Origin of the sequence: Bacillus halotolerans, assembly GCF_001517105.1 — a bacterium.
Taxonomy (GTDB): domain Bacteria; phylum Bacillota; class Bacilli; order Bacillales; family Bacillaceae; genus Bacillus; species Bacillus halotolerans.
The window spans coordinates 379,012-397,417 of the sequence record NZ_LPVF01000009.1; the positions used below are offsets into that span (position 1 = coordinate 379,012).

The following is an 18,406-nucleotide window of genomic DNA, read 5'->3' on the forward strand; positions in this document are numbered from 1 at the left end:
ACTTAATCGTTGCGCTTCAGGAATGCCTGTACGTCTTCAAGCGACCGGGCATTCAGGACGTTTTTCGTTTCCGTCCAGCCTTTGCGCGCGGCAGTGACGCCGGTTTTCATATCGTTTAACATCTCGATGTTATGGGCATCGGTATTAATGACCAATGTAACCCCTTGTTCATTTGCTTTGATTAAATGCTCTGTCCGCAGATCGAGACGCGCAGGGTTAGAGTTGAGTTCAAGCGCCGTATTTGTTTTCTTCGCGAGCTCAATCAGTTTGTCGATATCGATTTCGTAACCGGCACGTCTGCCGATGAGGCGTCCGGTCGGATGGGCGATAATGTCAACATGCTTGTTGGTCAGTGCCGTCTCAAGCCGCTTCATAATGACGTGCTCCGGCTGATTAAAGCTTGAATGGATGGATGCAATGACCAGATCCATTTCCGCCAGCACATCGTCATCATAATCAAGTGTGCCGTCAGGAAGAATATCCATCTCAACGCCTTTAAAAATACGGAAGTTCTCAAACTCAGCATTCAGCGCGTCAATTTCTTTCGCCTGCTGCTTGAGCCTTTCAGCAGTCAGCCCGTTGGCGACCTTTAAATATTGCGAGTGATCAGTGATGGCCATGTACTGATAGCCTTTTTCCATGCATGCTTCAGCCATTTCCCTGATCGAAAAGGCGCCATCGCTCCATGTGGAGTGCATGTGAAGATCACCTTTGATTTGATCGTGCTCTATGAGTTCAATGCTGTCGCTGTAGGTTTCCACCTCTTGCCCGCTTTCACGGAGTTCTGGCGGGATCAGCGGTAAGCCGAAGTGTGCGTAAAATTCCCGTTCGCTCGGGAAGGTTTTGATTTCTCCTGTTTCAACCGTCTCGACGCCGTACTCACTGATCCGTTCACCGCGTTCTTTTGCAATTTGCCGCATTTTGATATTGTGGTCCTTTGATCCCGTAAAATGATGAAGAGTTGTCGGGAATTGTTCTTCCGTCACGAGACGGAAATCGACACTTGTTTCATATTCAAAGGAAAGAATGACCGATACCTTCGTGTCCCCGCTGGCAATGACGCTTTTGATGTTTGGCAGCGCAAGCAGCTGCTCTCTTACTTCAGCGGGATGATCCGTCGCAATAATATAATCCAGATCTTTGACGGTTTCGCGTGCTCTGCGGAGACTTCCGGCACGGGAATATTTGATGATGTCTGTCAATTGAGAAAGATGCTCTTCAATTTCCCGCGCGACCCGGAGTGCATAGCCGATCGGAAAACGTTCAGGCTGTTTTCCGGCTTCTCCGAGCGCCTGTAATATTTTTTCTTCTGATTTCTTGCCGAATCCCGCAAGCCCTTGGACTTTCTGCTGTTCGCAGGCTTCCTTCAATGATTCTGCATCATGTACGCCAAGCTCTTTATACAGCTTTGCGATTTTTTTGCCGCCGAGCCCCGGGAGCTTCAATAAAGGCACCAGCCCTTCCGGCACCTCCTGCTGCAGTGATTCGAGCGTACTTGACTTTCCTTCATCTATATATTCTTTTATGACGCTGTACGTGCCTTTTCCGATACCGGACAGTGACATCATGTCGTCCATTTCTGATAAACTGCGGTCGTCCTGTTCAAGGGCTGCCGCTGCTTTTCGGAATGCGGAAACTTTAAACGGGTTGTCCCCTTTCAGTTCCATGTAGACTGCAATGGTTTCCAGCAGCCGGATAATATCTTTTTTATGCATAGAATAACCCCCAGACGTTCACATATGTTTCCATCATACTTGAAAAAAACTTCTCCGGACAAGAGAAGTTTTTTATCCTCCGTATTGCGTCCAAAGCTCCTGTAAAAGCCCTGATAAATACGGTGTATGGTTGATCATGACATTTGCGAGAGACGATTGCCCCATCATTTGCTGTAAGCCGTCTATCGGAAGTACGGAAGCAACATACAGCAGCACAAATGTAAATAAATAGACTTCCAGAAAACCGAGAACGGCGCCAAGCATTTGGTTGATTTGTTTAATCACAGGAATGCCCGCTACAATACTTAGGAATGAGCCGATGATTCTCAGTAAGATTTTAGCGATAATAAATAGAACAACAAACGCAATCGCATTATAGTAGGCTGCTTCCAGATTTCCCGAGAAAAAAGAAAACGCCGGCTGTCCCGCTGAAAAATCGGGCGCGGGAATCCACTTCAAATGCGGTGCGACATTTTTATAGAATAAAGACGCAAACGCGATCGAAAGAATAAAGCTCGTCAAGCGGATAAACTGGAGGATAAAACCGCGTTTTAATCCCAGTAAAGTCCCCATCAGGAGCAAGATTAAGATGATGATATCTAGCATAGTTGTTCAATCCTTTTCTTTAAGCTGGCGCTCCAGTTTTTCATATTGCTCTTTTAATTTCACATAGTCGTGCACCACATTTACCGCTGTCAGCACTGCAAGTTTATTTATATCAAGATATGGATTTTTTTGATTGATTTCTCTCATTTTATCATCAACAATTCCGGCCACATATCTCATATGGGCTCTGCTTTCTTCACCGATCATAGTGAAGTGCTGGCCGTAAATGTCAACGGTTGTTTTCGTTTTTTTGCCGTCAGACAACGTTTCTCCTCCATTCCGTGAGAATCCTAGTTCCTATCATAACACGTTTATTAAATGAATGGAAAGACGAGCCTCCCGCTGTTATGATACACTGGTAGATACAGCGAATCGTGTAAAAAAAGGAGATTATTACGTGTCCCATTCTGTGATAAAAGTACCAATGTCTGCTATTGACCAAATGAAAACAGCGTATAACAGTTCACTTACTGCATCTGTGCCGCAGGGTGCCATTTTCCAGGCAAAACCGGCAGGCTGTACCATTACAGCTTATAAGTCAGGGAAGGTATTGTTTCAGGGCAAAAACGCAGAGGCAGAATCTGCCCGCTGGGGAACTGCTGAGCCGCAGGAAAAGAAGAAAACGGCAAAAAAGCCGGCTGATTCACGCTACGCCCCTCCAACAGACATCGCAGGCATGTCTGTCATCGGCTCTGACGAGGTCGGAACCGGAGATTACTTTGGCCCAATGACGGTTGTGTGCGCATACGTTGACAAAACAAAGCTTCCTTTAATGAAGGAACTCGGTGTGAAGGATTCTAAACACCTAAAGGATCCGCAAATCATTGAGATCGCCCGAAGCCTGATCAAAACCATTCCGTACAGCCTGCTCGTTTTAAAAAACGAAAAGTACAACAGCATGCAGGAACGAGGCATGAGTCAGGGAAAAATGAAAGCTCTCTTGCATAATCAGGCCATAACCCATCTTTTACGAAAAATGGACGGAGTAAAGCCTGAGGCGATTCTGATCGACCAATTCGCCGAGCCCGGCGTCTACTACAACCATTTAAAGGGAAGAGACATTGTGCAGGAGCGCACCTATTTCAGCACAAAAGCCGAAGGCATTCACCTGTCAGTGGCTGCTGCATCGATTATTGCGAGATATTCCTTTTTAATGGAAATGGATAAACTTTCGCGCGAAGCGGGAATGACACTGCCGAAAGGGGCCGGCCCTCATGTAGATGAAGCGGCCGCTAAACTGATCATCAAAAAAGGGGCATCCGCTCTCCGAACCTTTACAAAACTCCATTTTGCCAATACGCAGAAAGCACAGCGCCTGGCGGATAAAAAACGTTCATAGAAAAAAGCTTGCAGAGAATATCTGCAAGCTTTTTTATTAGCCTCTCAATACGGCCTGATAAGTGTTTTCTAACGCTTTCAGCACTTTGTCGTGCGCTTTTGCCACTTCTTCTTCAGTCAGCGTTTGCTCCGGGTTTACATATTGGAGTGAGAAAGCGACTGACTTTTTGCCTTCCTCCATATGCTCGCCTTCGTAGACGTCAAAGACGGTTACTTCTTTCAGAAGCTTGCCGCCCGCCTCTTTAATGACGCTCTCGAGCTGGCCGCTTGTCACTGATTGATCTGTCACAAGCGCGATATCACGTGTCACAGACGGATATTTCGGAATCGCCGTGTACACGAGCGGAGCCGTGTCTGCTGTGAGCAGCGTGTGAAGATCAAGTTCGAACACGTACGTTTCTTTTATATCCAGTTCTTTTTCCAGTGAAGGATGGACTTGGCCAATAAAGCCGATAAGAGAGCCGTTTAAAAGAATGTTCGCAGTTCTGCCCGGGTGCAGCTGTTTTCTTTCTGATTGCACAAATTCAATGCTGTCCAGGACGTTCAGTTTATCTAACAGCCCTTCAACAATTCCTTTTGCGACAAAGAAATCGACCGGCTTTTTCTCGCCCTGCCATAAATGCTTGCGCCATAAACCGGTTACCGCACCTGCCACGCGCTCCGTTTCAACAGGTTTTGTATCCTCTTCCTTCGTCAGGAAAACGGAACCGACTTCGTACAATGCGACCGAATCAGTTTGTCTTGCCAGATTGTAAGAAACCGACTCGAGCAGATTCGGAACAAGGCTGTGTCTGAGAATGCTTCTTTCTTCACTCATCGGAAGCGCAAGGACAGTGTTAAACGATTTTTCAATCGCAAATGCCGCCGCTTTTTTCTCGTTTGTTAATGAGTAGGTAATCGCTTGTGATAAGCCGGCTCCTTCAAGGAAACGTCTGACTTTACGGCGTTTTGCCTGGTAAGGCGTCAATCCGCCTGTTGTTCCCGCTGTTTCAGGAAGTGTGGACGGAATGTTGTCGTAGCCGTACAATCTTGCCGCTTCTTCAACCAAATCCTCTTCGATTCGAATGTCACCGCGGCGTGACGGAACAGTCACAACGAGCAAGTCATTTGCTTCTCCGACAGTAAAGCCAAGACGCTTATAAATGCTGATCAGTTCTTCTTTGCTGATCGTCATGCCGAGAACGCTGTTCACCTTTTCAGCCGATACATGAACGTTGTTCGCTTCGATTGTGAGATGGTCTTCTTCAACAGTTCCGGCAAGCACTTCACCGCCGGCATACAGGTGGATCAGCTGTGCCGCGCGTTCTGCCGCAAGACGCACACGCGCAGGATCAATGCCTTTTTCGAATCTTGCACTCGATTCACTTCTCAAACCAAGATCTTTTGAAGCCTTGCGAACCGTCTGCCCGTTGAAGAACGCAGCTTCAAGCAAAATCGTTGTTGTGTCTTCCCGGACTTCTGATTCTGCTCCTCCCATAACACCAGCAACGGCTTGTGCTTTCGACCCGTTTGTAATGACAAGGTGATCTGCAGACAGTTTTCGTTCTTGATCGTCAAGTGTTAAGATTGTTTCATTTTCAACAGCTTTTCTGACTACGACTTCCTTAGAGCCGAATCTGTCATAATCAAACGCGTGGAGCGGCTGTCCATACTCCAATAAAACAAAGTTTGTAATATCCACGACGTTGTTGTGCGGGCGAATGCCTGCATTCATCAGTTTCGTCTGCATCCAAAGCGGTGACGGAGCAATTTTTACGTTTTTAATGATTTTTGCTGCATACAGCGGATTTGCTTCCTGGTCTTCAACTTTGACAGAAATGTAGTCTGACGCTTGTTCTGAAGCGGCTGGGTAATCCGTTTGCGGAAGCTTTACCTCTGTGTCTAAAATCGCTGCAACCTCATAAGCAACACCAAGCATGTTCATCGCATCGGCGCGGTTCGGTGTTAAACCGAGCTCTAAGACAGCATCGTCAAGCTGTAAAGCAGCTAACGCATCACTTCCTGCTTCAACCTCATTTGGGAAAACGAAAATGCCTTCCGCATATTCCTTCGCCACAAGCTTGCTCTCAATACCGAGCTCTTGTAAAGAACAAATCATGCCGTTTGATTCTTCACCGCGAAGCTTGGCTTTTTTGATTTTGAAATTGCCCGGCAGCACTGCTCCGACTGTTGCGACTGCAACTTTTTGCCCTTTATCCACATTTGGCGCGCCGCAAATGATTTGTACGGGTGCCTCAGCTCCGATATCTACAAGGCACTTATTCAGCTTATCGGCGTTTGGGTGCTGTTCGCGCTCCAGCACATGGCCGATGACAACGCCTTTAATGCCTTCTCCTTTATACTCAATTCCTTCAACTTCAATACCGGCTCTTGTTATTTTCTCAGCAAGAACAGCCGGATCCATGCCTTTTAAATCAACATAATCCTCTAACCATTTATAAGAAACAAACATTCTAGCATCCTCCTCTTACGCCTGTTTAAACTGCGAAATAAATCTGACATCGTTTGTGTAGAAGTGGCGGATATCATCGATGCCGTATTTCAGCATCGCGATGCGCTCAACACCCATTCCAAACGCAAAGCCCTGATATTCCTTCGGATCAAAGCCGGCCATTTCCAGCACATTCGGGTGAACCATGCCGGCGCCGAGGATTTCAATCCAGCCTGTTCCTTTACATACAGAGCAGCCGTTTCCTCCGCACTTAAAGCACGTTACGTCTACTTCCACTGAAGGCTCGGTAAACGGGAAGAAGCTTGGGCGAAGTCTGATTTCACGGTCTTGCCCGAACATTTTTTTCGCAACCAGTTCAAGGGTTCCTTTTAAATCACTCATGCTGATGTTTTTATCAACAACAAGCCCTTCAATCTGCATAAATTGGTGAGAGTGCGTCGCGTCATCATTATCGCGGCGGTATACTTTTCCAGGGCAAATGATTTTAACAGGCCCTTTGCCTTTGTGCTTTTCCATCGTCCGCGTCTGAACAGGAGAGGTTTGCGTTCTCATCAGCATTTCCTCTGTGATGTAAAAGCTGTCCTGCATATCGCGGGCAGGGTGTTCTTTCGGCAGGTTGAGCGCTTCGAAGTTGTAGTAGTCCGTCTCGACCTCAGGGCCTTCTTCAACGGTATAACCCATGCCGATAAATAGATCTTCAATTTCTTCAATGACAACAGTGAGCGGATGGCGTCCGCCGATTGCGACAGGATTACCCGGGAGTGTGACGTCAATTGTCTGTCCCGCAAGCTTCTGTTTCATTTCTTCTTCCTCAAGCTTTTCGTTTTTAGCTGCAATCGCATTGGCGATTCGTTCTCTTACCTCATTGGCAAGAGCGCCCATTTTCGGACGCTCCTCCGCAGAAAGCTTGCCCATTCCGCGCAGCACTTCTGTGATCGGCCCTTTTTTTCCGAGATATTGAACCCGAATATCATTGACAACCTTCAATGAGCTTGCCGCTTCTACTTGATCTAAAGCTTCTTGTTCCAGCTGTTTTAGCTTTTCTTCCATTTTGCATCCTCCTTTTATGTAAACAAACCGTTATATGTCTTTGGAAAACAAAAAAACCCGCCCCTTATAGGACAAGGGACGAGTTGTGGCCGCGGTACCACCCTTATTTCAGACAGACTGATGCTGTCGTCAGCTTCATTGACATAACGGAATCAGATTCCGGTTCACCTTTACGCGCAAGGTGCGCGGTCCCGGTGACAACTCGAGAGGTGAAACCAATTTCCGGCTGCTTTAAAAATGCTCTCAGTCTGCGGCATTTTCTCCCTGGAAGGCAGTTGATCAGAAATCGAGATCCTCTGTCACGGTTTTTCAAATATTATGTTCTATTATAGTGAAATACTCCGCTCGGCGCAACACTATCCTCGCAAGTGATACATCAGGATAGCCGCCGCAATTGCAACGTTCAGTGATTCAGCCTGCCCATACAGCGGGACGTACAGGTTCAAATCTGTTTTTTCCAGCAATCCGGCATCCACCCCTGCCCCTTCATTGCCGACGATTAAAGCAAATGAACCGGATGGTGAGATGTCCTGGTAAGGCGCCCCGTTTTGCAGTGCTGTGCCGTACACTTTTACGCCCTCTGCTTTTAATTCATCCACGTATGATTGTAAATTTCTTCTCACAACAGGAATGTGAAAGTGGGAGCCTTGCGCGGATCGCAGCGTTTTTCCGTTAAACGCATCCGCCGTGCCGTCACCGAGCACAACCGCATCCAAACCGGCTGCGTCCGCCGTGCGAATCATCGTGCCGAGATTCCCCGGATCTTGAACAGCGTCAATCAGCAGCACACGTTTAGGCGACGCGAGATGTTCTTCCGGCATATGACAAACAGCGGCGATCCGCTGCGGTGTTTCCGTTTCTGTAACAGCTGAAAACGCGTCTTCGCTCAGCACGTAGCACTGGATGCCCATATCAAGATTCGGCGGGATGTCCGCTTCGTCCTTGACAAGAATTTCTTTCACCGCGCCCGGGCTCTTCAAGGCTTCTTCAACAAGATGTTCTCCTTCAATCAAATAGGTATTCGTTTTTGTTCGTTCTTTTTTTGTGTGAAGTTTTTTCCAATCCTTCACTTTTTGGTTTTTTGCCGATTCTATTTGTTTCACTGTCTGTGTGGCTCTCCTTTTTTTAACATGATGTTATTATATCGCAAGAACAGCACATAATAAACCGGGTGCAGGGTTAGAATATACGTATTACATTTTAGAAAAAAAGGAGCGCTTCATATGGATCTTAATTTACGTCATGCCGTCATTGCCAATGTAACCGGCAATGATCAGGAGCAGCTTGAGCACACAATTGTGGACGCGATTCAAAGCGGTGAAGAAAAAATGCTTCCGGGACTCGGCGTTTTGTTTGAAGTCATTTGGCAGCACGCATCTGAGAGTGAGAAACAAGAAATGTTAAAGACGCTGGAAGGCGGATTAAAACCCGCCCAATAGCACATCAAAACCGGGTGACAGCGCCCGGTTTTTTTCTTATATAATAATAACATGAGGGGGATCGCCGCATGTTTTTACAACCGCTGTTAGCGAAAAAAATCATTGCCGAAGTGAAAAAAATGTACGAACGTGAAGTCATTATTGTCAGCACAGACGGCCTCATTGTCGCAAGCACAAATGATGAGCGAGTTGGGCTATTTCATGAAGGAGCGCTTATCTGCGCGAAAGAGAAACGCAATGTGATCATTACAAAAGAAGATGAAAAGAGACTCAAAGGGGTAAAGGCGGGGTTAAACCTCCCCGTATTTTCTGAGCGTGATGTCATCGCTGTGTTCGGGTTGACGGGAGAACCTGCTGAGATTCAGCCGTACGGGGAGCTGCTCAGAAAAATGACAGAGCTGTTCATTAAAGAATCGTGGCATCTGGAGCAGACCCAGTGGCGCGAGAGAATGCTGGAATCCTTTATGATCGACTGGCTGCAATTAAAAGAATGGTCTCCGGGTTTTCTCGAAAAAGCGCAGCTTCTTGGCGTTGACCTTACCTCCCTCCGCCAGATGATCCTCATTCAAGGGCACGAATGGTCTCCCGGCGATATTGATCAAATGACATGCGCCTGGAAATCAGCGTTTCCATCCGATCTATTCATCAGATGGGGAAATGAACGTATTCTGATTAATCACGAAGTGCCGAAGCATGAACAAAAGGAGCATCTTTTGCGGCAAGTTCAGCTTATTTGTTCATTGGCTGAACGCCTCAGAAACAGCCGCGCAGCTGCCGGCGTTGGGAGGGCTGTCAGCGGCTCCGGCCTGCCGCAGTCATACGAACAGGCAGAAAAAGCGCTGGCCGTCAGCCTTAAACGCAAAACCGCCGTATGCGAGGAAGACCTGAAGCTTGACATGTGCCTGACTGAGATCAGCCCGGGTACACGACATGAATTTCCGCTAAGAGTGTTTCAAGAAGCGCTCCGAAACGAAGAGCTTATGAATACGATACGAACTCTCTTCCATTACGATTTGTCCCTGAAAAAAACGGCTGAAGAGATGCATATTCATATCAATACGCTCCGCTATCGCCTGTCAAAGGCTGAACAGCTGACGGGTTTAAGTTTTCAGCGTACAGAGGACATTGTCACGATGTATGTTGCGCTTTACTTTTTAGATCAAGATACAAAATAGAGAGAGTTTTAGTTTCATTTTTTGTATGTCCCTACATGGAAAGCTTTGCTTTTTTTCTATTACAATAGATTGAAAGCGTTTTTTGACAGGGGGATGGGTGAACATGATCACCAAAGACGTAAAAGAACAGCTGATCCAAATCGTCGGACCGGAAAACTACGATGACTCGAAAGCCGGCCGTCTCGTGTATTCATACGACGCGACACCGCAATTTCAGTCTATGCCGGATGCAGTGATTGCACCGAGAGATACACATGAAGTATCACGTATTTTAAACATATGCAGTGAGCACCGTGTACCGATTGTTCCGAGAGGATCGGGGACAAACCTGTGCGGGGGCACGTGCCCTACTGAAGGCGGGCTTGTTCTTCTCTTTAAGCATATGAATCAGGTTCTTGAGATTGATGAAGAAAATTTGACGGCCACAGTCCAGCCTGGCGTTATTACCTTGGATATAATCCGTGCGGTTGAAAGCAAGGGGTTGTTCTATCCGCCTGATCCGAGTTCTATGAAAATATCAACCATCGGAGGAAACATCAACGAAAATTCCGGCGGTCTCCGCGGCTTAAAATACGGCGTCACCCGTGACTACGTCATCGGGCTGGAGGTTGTTTTGGCAAACGGAGATATGATCCGCACTGGTGGAAAACTTGCAAAGGATGTAGCCGGGTATGATCTCACGCGCCTTTTTGTCGGCTCAGAAGGGACACTCGGCATTGTGACAGAAGCGATTCTCAAACTCGTGCCAAAGCCAGAAACAAAGAAGACGCTGCTCGCCCTTTATGAAAATATTGATGCCGCTGCTCAAACAGTGTCAGCCATTATTGCCGAAAAAATTATACCGGCTACGCTTGAATTTCTCGATCAGCCTACCCTTTTGGTGATTGAGGATTATGCCAAGATCGGCCTTCCGACAAATGCGAAAGCGGTTCTTCTCATTGAACAGGACGGGACAGCTGAGACCGTGGCTCGTGACATGGAAAAAATTGAGGCAATTTGCAAAAAAGGCGCTGCCGTCTCCGTTCAAACTGCGCAAACAGATGAGGAAGCATTCGCCCTTACTGAAGCCCGACGTTCAGCGCTTTCTGCACTTGCCCGTTTAAAGCCGACCACCATTTTGGAGGATGCGACTGTACCGCGGTCAGAAATCGCGAATATGGTAAAAGCCATTAATGACATTGCCGCAAAATACGATATTTCGATCTGCACCTTTGGCCATGCCGGGGATGGAAACCTTCACCCGACATGCACGACAGATATAAGAAATAAGGATGAAATGGAGCGAGTCGAACAGGCTTTTGCCGAGATTTTTGAAAAAGCGATTGAGCTTGGCGGCACAATTACCGGGGAGCACGGAGTCGGGGTCATGAAAGCGCCTTACTTGGAAATGAGACTGAAAAAAGAAGGCATCGCCGCGATGAAAGCAATGAAAGCGGCATTTGATCCCAAAAATATCTTAAACCCGGGCAAAGTGTTTGCGAAAGATGCCAGAAAACGTGTGGTGACGGAAAGATGACAACAGAAAAAGAAATGAAACAGATCCAACATGAGTTTAAAAAGCGTATGGATGAAAGCGAGCTTTTGAATTGTATGCGCTGCGGTTTCTGTCTGCCTTCTTGTCCGACCTATATCGAATCCGGTTTTCAGGAATCTCATTCGCCGCGCGGGCGAATCGCCTTAATGAAAGCAGTCGCCGACGGTGCGATTGAACCGGATGAAGATGTCGAGCGTTCACTGTCTCTTTGCCTCGGCTGCCGCGCGTGTGAACCGGTATGCCCATCAGGCGTTAAATACGGACAGCTGCTGGAGGAAGCAAGAGATATTATCCACCAAAATAAAAAGCACTCGCTCAGCGCACGTGTTATGAGAAAAGCGGCTTTTCAGGAGCTCTTTCCGCATCAAAACCGCATGCGTTCGGCTGTGAGTCTCATTGGTTTGTACCAGCGGTCAGGGCTGCAGACGGCTGTGCGAAAAACCGGCATGCTCCGCATTCTGCCTGAGCATTTGCGCACGATGGAAGCCGTTCTTCCGGATGTGCCTAAACGTGAAGAAATGAAGCATCGGCCGCGTTTATTGCCGGCGGTCGGCCCAGCTAAAAAAAGGGTTGCCTTTTTTTCAGGCTGTTTAATGGATACGATGTTTTTGCCGACAAACAATGCCACGCTGAAACTGCTGCAGCTGGCAGGCTGTGAAATTGTCATTCCGCCTGAGCAGGCATGCTGCGGCGCACTGCATGGACACAGCGGAGAAAAAAATGCAGGAAAAGAGCTTGCGAAACAAAACATCGCCACGTTTGAAGCGCTAGACGCAGATGCTGTCATTACAAACGCGGGCGGATGCGGAGCCTTTCTCACTGAATACGGCCATTTGCTGAAGGATGATCCCGAGTGGTCGGAGCGGGCTGTTTCATTTGTGCAGAAGCTAAAAGATTTTTCATCGGTTTTGATTGAGCTTGATTTTCACCAAAAAGACTTGCAGCTTGAAACACCGAAGCTGATTACCTATCAAGATTCATGCCACCTGAGAAATGTAATGCATACATCTTCGGAGCCCCGAAAGCTTCTTCAAAGCATCAAGGGAGCTGAATTCAGAGAAATGGATAAAGCGGACAGCTGCTGCGGATCAGCGGGAATTTACAATATTGTGGAAGCAGACATGTCAATGAAAATACTGGACAGTAAAATGGCTGCTGTCAAAGCAACTGAAGCAGCGGTCATTGTAACCGCCAATCCAGGATGTCTTTTGCAGATGAAGCTCGGCATTGAACGAGAGGGATTAAACGGCGGGGTGCGAGCTGTTCACCTTGCTGATTTACTATTAGAAGCCGCCGGATCGCTAACACCATAAGAAAGCCCAAAACAATTTCTGTTTTGGGCTTTGTGCTTTATTCCATCGGACTGCAAATTTCAATATAATGTCCGTCAGGATCGGCGATATAAGCGACCGTCTGTCCCCATGGCTTCACTTTAGGCTCCCCGATAATGGTTATGCCGTGTTCTCTTACTTTTTTGATGACCGCTTCTACACTTTCAGTGACAAACCCGATTTCAAATGTTTGTGAAGAAACGGGTGTTTCCGGTATATCTAACGGCGTCATTTCCTTGACACTTTCTCGTGTATTGAGCGCCAAAATGGTGGAGCCGGTATCAAACTCTAAATATGTGCCGTGTTCCGCGCGGATCGGCAGCCCCAAAATATGCTGATAAAAATGAATCGAGCGCTGGCTGTCCGATACATACAGGACGATATACTTCATTGATAAATTCATTTCTTTTCCTCCTTAAGGTTTCCATTTTTCCTTTTATCCCGGTATAGAGGCTTCCATTCTTAAGCTGGGATCTCTCCACATCTGCGCCCATTTTTTCACTGCCGCCACGATAATGATGAATCCTAACAGAAGCATGATGATAGATAAAACACCATTCAGGACACTGTAACCCGCAGCGTCTGGATTGAGATACACATAGCGCACCATCCAATAGCCCGCGTAATTCACAGTCACATATAAATAGGCGAGCGGAATGAGGCAGGTGAGGATGTAACGGCGTTTGTCGGCGATTTTCAGTACAATGGTTGCTCCGATAATCAGACCCACTGAAGCCATCAGCTGATTAGAAACACCAAACAGCGCCCAAATGGATCCGATATCACCTGAGTAAAGCAAATAGCCCCACATAAAGCAGGCAAGCGCACTGGCAAATACAGATCCGGGAATCCAGTCCGTTTTCTTCAGCGGCTTATACGCCTCTCCGAAAAAGTCCTGAATCAAATAGCGTGCCACACGCGTACCGGCGTCGATCGCCGTTAAAATAAACACCGCTTCAAACATAATGACAAATTGGAAAAAGTATGAGGCCAGATGGCTGAAAAACGGAATTCCGGTAAAAATATAAGTCATTCCTACCGCAAGCGTGACGGCTCCCCCTGTTCTGCCTTCTAAGTTCAAACCGATTTCCCTGCTCAGTTCAGGCAAATGCACTACATCCATGCCGAGCGTACGGAAAACCTCAGGTGTGCTGTTGATCGCAAAGTAATCTGCAGGCTGCAAAGCAGTCGCCGCAATCAGCGCCATAATGCCGACAAGGCACTCAACAAGCATTGCACCGAAAGCAACCGGCTTCATATCACTCCATTTATTAAGCATTTTCGGCGTGGTGCCGGAACCGACAAAGGCATGGAACCCCGAGATCGCGCCGCAGGCTATCGTAATCGAGATGAATGGCCAGACAGGACCCGCAAGCACAGGCCCGCCGCCTTTTACAAACTCCGTAAAAGCCGGAAATGGAATGGACGGATTCACGACAAACACACCCGCAATTAAAGCGATAAACACACCGATTTTCATAAAACTGCTTAAATAATCGCGCGGTGCGAGAAGCAGCCAGACCGGCAGTGCCGCTGCAAAAAAAGCGTAAATTGGCAACGCGATTGCAAGCGTTTTCGTATCAAGGGTTAACAGATCACCAAATGCGGTAGTCTGCACCCAAGGGCCGATAAACACTCCGGCCATTAAAAATAGAAAACCGATAGAAGACGCCAGCTTTAAATTCCCTGTTTTCTTATAAAACAAGCCGACGCCCATCGCAATCGGAATCGTAATACCTACAGCAAATGTCCCCCACGGATTCCGTTCAAGCGCGTGCAGCACAACCATCGACAGGCCCGCCATCGTAATGGTAATAATAAACAGCATGGACAGTCCCGTACAAAAGCCGGCAACAGGACCGAGCTCATCCTTCGCCACTTCCGACAGCGACTTTCCGTTTTGACGCATTGACGCGAACAGCACAACAATATCATGGACAGCTCCCCCTATCACCGCCCCGATTAACAGCCATAATAGTCCCGGCAAATAACCGAACTGCGCCGCGAGAATCGGTCCGACCAGCGGCCCGGCCGCCGCAATAGCCGCGAAATGATGACCGAATGAGACCCATTTATTCGTAGGCACATAGTCTTTTCCATCCTCAAGCGCATGTGCAGGCGTTGGCTTTTCATCATTCACTTTAAGAACCTTCACCATCATAAATGTTCCGTATAAACGGTAGGCGATAGCCAATATACACATTGACGCTATCACAATTGTAACCGCATTCATTTCTCCCCAACCCCTTTGCCGTTTTTCATAAATATATCATAATTTCAGAGCAAAAAGCGGTCATTTTTTCCTATTCAAAAAAGCCGGCTGGAATGGGCCGGCTTGAGGCAGTTAGTTTAGTTCAATGTCTCCAGAGGTGGTACGAACTTTTAAACGGTTAGAGGTCCCGCTATCACCTACATAACCTACAATAAGGTGCTCTGATTTTTCTTTATACAGGATGTGATCGAGATTGGCCGCGGCATCACCTGAGTCAGCCTGAAAATCCACTGCCAAAGATGCAGGTTCTTTCTGATACTTTACTGACACACTTCCGCTCGTAGTGACGATGTCGATCTCTTCGTTCTGATGATCCTGAAGAAGATCAATATCCCCGGAAGTTGTCTTATAGTTCACCTTTTCAGCTGTTGTGTGGCTGCTTTTTATTGATCCGCTTGTTGTCTTTACCTCACCTTGGCCGAATGAATTTTGATCAGCTTGAACATCTCCGCTCGTTGTTTTTAGCGTCAGCTCGTTTTCGATGCGTGTATGATTCAGCTCAATATTTCCTGATGTAGAGTCAGCAGCTGAATGATCCGTTTGCGCATTTTCTATCAGAATATCGCCAGAGGTTGTCGTTACGGTTATCTCATCATACTTCTTTTTCGGAATCGTGATTGTGATTTTCATATCCTTTTCGCTGCCCCACGGTATAAAAGAGATGATATTCTCGCGTGCGATTTGATTGATTGTTAATGATTTGCCATTTTGGGTCACATCGAACAGCTTTTTGCTTTTATCACTGACTTGCCCTTCAGCAGCTACCTGAATATCATCCGTTTGCCCGCTTTTGACCTCTGCATTCATCGAGCTCGTTGCTACCTCAATTTTTTTAATATCTGCAGGATCATAAGTTTCGGCAGCTTTCACCTCTTCTTTTGTAAAATCCGAGGCAGCTGCAGAGATGACAGCTCCGATTACCCCGACTGCAAATACTGCGATCAATCCTATTATGATTTTTTTCATGTCTGCGCCCCCGTCACCAGCTTTAAGTTATATCTGATATATCGTAAACTCACGCTATACAGCAGCTTTCCTATATGCCACAGCCCTATACAAGATAGCAGTCCCAGACTGCCAAACATGAGTGATAAAAAGAACTCCAGCATCATGTGCGTATTCATTTGAAACATCACCATGCCGACAAACATAATTGGTGATACAGAGAGTGCAAGCGCTGCCCCGCAGAAACCTACGTACACTCCAAAAATGCCAATAGCTGGTCCCAGCACAAAAATCAAATTCAAGATGCTTATCGCTGCTGCTGAACATGCCATCTGGAAGAGGTTCTTCTTAGGGCGCTGCACTGCTGGAGCAGTTTCCGTCACATCTGGCACCAATTCCTTTGCAATTTGTTTTGGGGAGCCGAGTTCCCTGATAATGTTCGCTTCCGGCCTGCCTTCTTTCATCCCTTCGGTAATATGTTCCTCAAAATCAAATAAGATCTCATTCCGCTCTTCTTCAGAAAGCGGCTCTAACGCTTTACTTAACTCCTGTAAAAACTGTTCTTGATTCATCGTTCTCCTCCCCTTGCCGCATCAATGATTTGATTGACAGATGCTGTGAATTGATCCCATTCTGCCAGCAGCAGTTTCATTCGCATGAAACCAAGCTTTGACATCGTGTAATATTTTCTGGCAGGCCCTTCGGAAGACGGCGCCATATATGTTTCTAAATACTCCTCTTTCGTCAGCCTTCTTAGAAGAGGATATAAGGTGCCTTCAGCAATAGCCATATACCGGGAAATGTTTTGAGACAGCTCATATCCGTATTGGTCTTTTTCAGCAATACATACAAGCACACATAACTCTAATGCTCCCTTTTTAAATTGAGCATTCATGATCAAATCCTCCCTGCGGCCCGTAAATTTTGTTTATATTTTCCACCATCCCTCACATGGTAACATCCACTACTGAACATTACAAGGTACTGAATCATATTTACTAAGAATAAATAAAAAACCGGAGACAGATCTCCGGCTCATGTTGCTATTATGATTGTTTTTGCAGACGGATCACATTCCATGAAAGCGGCGTGAAATGTGCGGTTAAGCCGTTTTCGCTGACAGACGATGTTCCGTTGGAATGCGGGACGACATTTTTTCTGTTATGCTGGTTTGTCGCTTTAATATCCTGATGCTCAAGTACGATATGCTCTGCGATTTGATACGATTCAAAGCCTCTGAGCGAAATCTCCGTCTCCATCTGATCCTCAGCTTTGTTTACCGCAAAAATGGTGAGTGTTTCTTCCTCTTCAGCATATACGACAGCGGCGTCAACATACGGCACATCAGTAAAATCAGAGCAGTCATACTTCGGTGAAGAAATAAGCGGTTGCAGCGACTCTCCTCGGCCGTAGACAGAAGCATGCATGTACGGATAGAAAATCGGCTGCCTCCATGCTTCTCCGCCTTTTTCCGTCATGATTGGCGCGATGACATTTACAAGTTGTGCAAGACACGCGATTTTCACACGGTCTGCGTGCTGCAGCATCGTAATGAGCAGAGAGCCGACTAATAAGGCATCTTCAAAGTTATAAATATCTTCTAAAATAGGCCGCGCAGTAATCCACGGTTCTACTTTTTTATCAGCTTCATTTGAGTGATACCAAACGTTCCATTCGTCCAGAGAGAGATTGATTGTTTTCTTGCTGCGTGTTTTTGCTTTTACATAGTCACAGGTTGCAGCAACAGATTTAATAAAATGATCGAGATCCATGGAACGGGCCAAGTAGTTTGGCAGATTGTTATCCCGGTTTCCGTAATACGTATGGAGAGAAATATAGTCGACATGCTCGTACGTATGCTCCAGTACCTTTGCTTCCCAATCGATAAACGTCGGCATGCCGCTGTTTGAGCTGCCGCAGGCAACAAGTTCAATTGATGGGTCAACCCATTTCATGACCTTTGCCGTCTCCGCGGCAAGCCGTCCGTATTCGTCAGCTGTTTTGTGGCCGATCTGCCACGGGCCATCCATTTCGTTACCCAGGCACCACGTTTTGATGCCGTACGGTTGCTCATAGCCATGCGATCTTCTCAAATCACTCCAGTAAGAGCCTTTCGGATGGTTGCAGTATTCTACAAGATTGCGGGCAGCATCTATCCCTCTCGTGCCCAGGTTAACAGCCATATTGACTTCTGTGTTCACCTTTTTTGCCCAAGTTAAAAATTCATTCGTTCCCACTTCATTGGTTTCTGTCGTTTGCCACGCCAAGTCAAGGCGTCTCGGGCGGTTCTCGACAGGTCCGACGCCGTCCTCCCAATTATACCCTGATAAAAAGTTTCCGCCCGGATAGCGGATGATCGGAACCTGCAATTCCTTGATTAACGCCTGAACATCCTTGCGAAACCCGTTTTCATCAGCCTGAGGATGATCAGGTTCATATATGCCTTCGTATACAGCACGCCCCATGTGCTCGATGAACGACCCGTAAATCCGTTTGTCGACTTCACCAATTTTATATTCTTTGTCCACAATCACTCTCGCTTTTTTCAT

At 46.9% G+C, this 18,406-nt stretch carries 18 protein-coding genes; 6 read left to right on the top strand and 12 right to left on the bottom strand.

Going from position 1 to position 18,406, the window contains the following annotated elements; all coding sequences use genetic code 11:
- Positions 1-2 precede the first annotated feature (2 nt).
- From polX to zapA, 3 genes are all read right to left on the bottom strand, one after another.
- A complete protein-coding gene (gene polX / locus AU387_RS09595) occupies positions 3-1,715 on the bottom strand; it encodes a DNA polymerase/3'-5' exonuclease PolX (RefSeq protein ID WP_059335556.1) in 1,713 nt (570 codons plus the stop codon).
- A gap of 72 nt (positions 1,716-1,787) precedes the next feature.
- On the bottom strand, positions 1,788-2,321 hold the full coding sequence (locus AU387_RS09600; protein WP_024122409.1) for a CvpA family protein: 534 nt from the start codon (positions 2,319-2,321) through the stop codon (positions 1,788-1,790).
- Positions 2,322-2,327: 6 nt separating this feature from the next.
- Positions 2,328-2,585, bottom strand: coding sequence for a cell division protein ZapA (zapA, locus tag AU387_RS09605; RefSeq protein WP_024122410.1), 258 nt, complete (start codon positions 2,583-2,585; stop codon positions 2,328-2,330).
- A 133-nt stretch (positions 2,586-2,718) separates the two neighbouring features.
- On the opposite strand from zapA, the gene rnhC reads away from it, so the two are divergent.
- Positions 2,719-3,660, top strand: a complete 942-nt coding sequence (gene rnhC / locus AU387_RS09610; protein WP_059335557.1) for a ribonuclease HIII — start codon at positions 2,719-2,721, stop codon at positions 3,658-3,660.
- A 36-nt stretch (positions 3,661-3,696) separates the two neighbouring features.
- Here rnhC and pheT read toward each other — a convergent pair whose 3' ends face one another.
- Positions 3,697-6,111, bottom strand: a complete 2,415-nt coding sequence (gene pheT / locus AU387_RS09615) for a phenylalanine--tRNA ligase subunit beta (protein ID WP_059335558.1) — start codon at positions 6,109-6,111, stop codon at positions 3,697-3,699.
- A 15-nt stretch (positions 6,112-6,126) separates the two neighbouring features.
- Positions 6,127-7,161, bottom strand: a complete 1,035-nt coding sequence (gene pheS / locus AU387_RS09620) for a phenylalanine--tRNA ligase subunit alpha (protein WP_059335559.1) — start codon at positions 7,159-7,161, stop codon at positions 6,127-6,129.
- Positions 7,162-7,244: 83 nt separating this feature from the next.
- Between pheS and AU387_RS21190 the strand changes: the two genes are divergently transcribed.
- Positions 7,245-7,493 (top strand): hypothetical protein, encoded by a 249-nt coding sequence (locus AU387_RS21190; protein WP_081638352.1) that lies wholly within the window; start codon positions 7,245-7,247, stop codon positions 7,491-7,493.
- Positions 7,494-7,517: 24 nt separating this feature from the next.
- Here the strand turns inward: AU387_RS21190 and AU387_RS09625 are convergent, their stop codons facing one another.
- Entirely contained in the window at positions 7,518-8,264 is a 747-nt protein-coding gene (locus tag AU387_RS09625) for a TrmH family RNA methyltransferase (protein WP_044154000.1), read from the bottom strand.
- A gap of 120 nt (positions 8,265-8,384) precedes the next feature.
- Here AU387_RS09625 and sspI point away from each other — a divergent pair, with 120 nt between their 5' ends.
- From sspI to AU387_RS09645, 4 genes are all read left to right on the top strand, one after another.
- Positions 8,385-8,600 carry a small acid-soluble spore protein SspI gene (sspI, locus tag AU387_RS09630; RefSeq protein WP_010335228.1) on the top strand — a complete coding sequence of 72 codons (216 nt, stop codon included), beginning with the start codon at positions 8,385-8,387 and terminating at the stop codon, positions 8,598-8,600.
- Positions 8,601-8,668: 68 nt separating this feature from the next.
- A complete protein-coding gene (locus tag AU387_RS09635; RefSeq protein ID WP_059335560.1) occupies positions 8,669-9,775 on the top strand; it encodes a CdaR family transcriptional regulator in 1,107 nt (368 codons plus the stop codon).
- A gap of 103 nt (positions 9,776-9,878) precedes the next feature.
- A complete protein-coding gene (gene glcD / locus AU387_RS09640) occupies positions 9,879-11,291 on the top strand; it encodes a glycolate oxidase subunit GlcD (RefSeq protein ID WP_059335561.1) in 1,413 nt (470 codons plus the stop codon).
- Positions 11,288-12,622, top strand: a complete 1,335-nt coding sequence (locus AU387_RS09645; RefSeq protein ID WP_059335562.1) for a (Fe-S)-binding protein — start codon at positions 11,288-11,290, stop codon at positions 12,620-12,622. Before glcD ends, AU387_RS09645 begins: the two co-directional genes overlap by 4 nt.
- A gap of 37 nt (positions 12,623-12,659) precedes the next feature.
- On the opposite strand, the gene AU387_RS09650 is transcribed toward AU387_RS09645, so the two are convergent.
- From AU387_RS09650 to abfA, 6 genes are all read right to left on the bottom strand, one after another.
- Positions 12,660-13,043, bottom strand: coding sequence for a VOC family protein (locus AU387_RS09650; protein ID WP_059335563.1), 384 nt, complete (start codon positions 13,041-13,043; stop codon positions 12,660-12,662).
- A 33-nt stretch (positions 13,044-13,076) separates the two neighbouring features.
- Complete coding sequence (gene cstA, locus AU387_RS09655; RefSeq protein ID WP_044153985.1) at positions 13,077-14,873, bottom strand: carbon starvation protein CstA; 1,797 nt, start codon at positions 14,871-14,873, stop codon at positions 13,077-13,079.
- 111 nt (positions 14,874-14,984) lie between these two features.
- Complete coding sequence (locus AU387_RS09660) at positions 14,985-15,878, bottom strand: DUF4097 family beta strand repeat-containing protein (protein ID WP_059335564.1); 894 nt, start codon at positions 15,876-15,878, stop codon at positions 14,985-14,987.
- A complete protein-coding gene (locus AU387_RS09665) occupies positions 15,875-16,429 on the bottom strand; it encodes an HAAS signaling domain-containing protein (RefSeq protein WP_059335565.1) in 555 nt (184 codons plus the stop codon). Before AU387_RS09665 ends, AU387_RS09660 begins: the two co-directional genes overlap by 4 nt.
- Positions 16,426-16,752, bottom strand: a complete 327-nt coding sequence (locus tag AU387_RS09670) for a PadR family transcriptional regulator (protein ID WP_044153976.1) — start codon at positions 16,750-16,752, stop codon at positions 16,426-16,428. Before AU387_RS09670 ends, AU387_RS09665 begins: the two co-directional genes overlap by 4 nt.
- A 151-nt stretch (positions 16,753-16,903) precedes the next feature.
- On the bottom strand, positions 16,904-18,406 hold the full coding sequence (abfA, locus tag AU387_RS09675; RefSeq protein WP_059293453.1) for an alpha-L-arabinofuranosidase AbfA: 1,503 nt from the start codon (positions 18,404-18,406) through the stop codon (positions 16,904-16,906).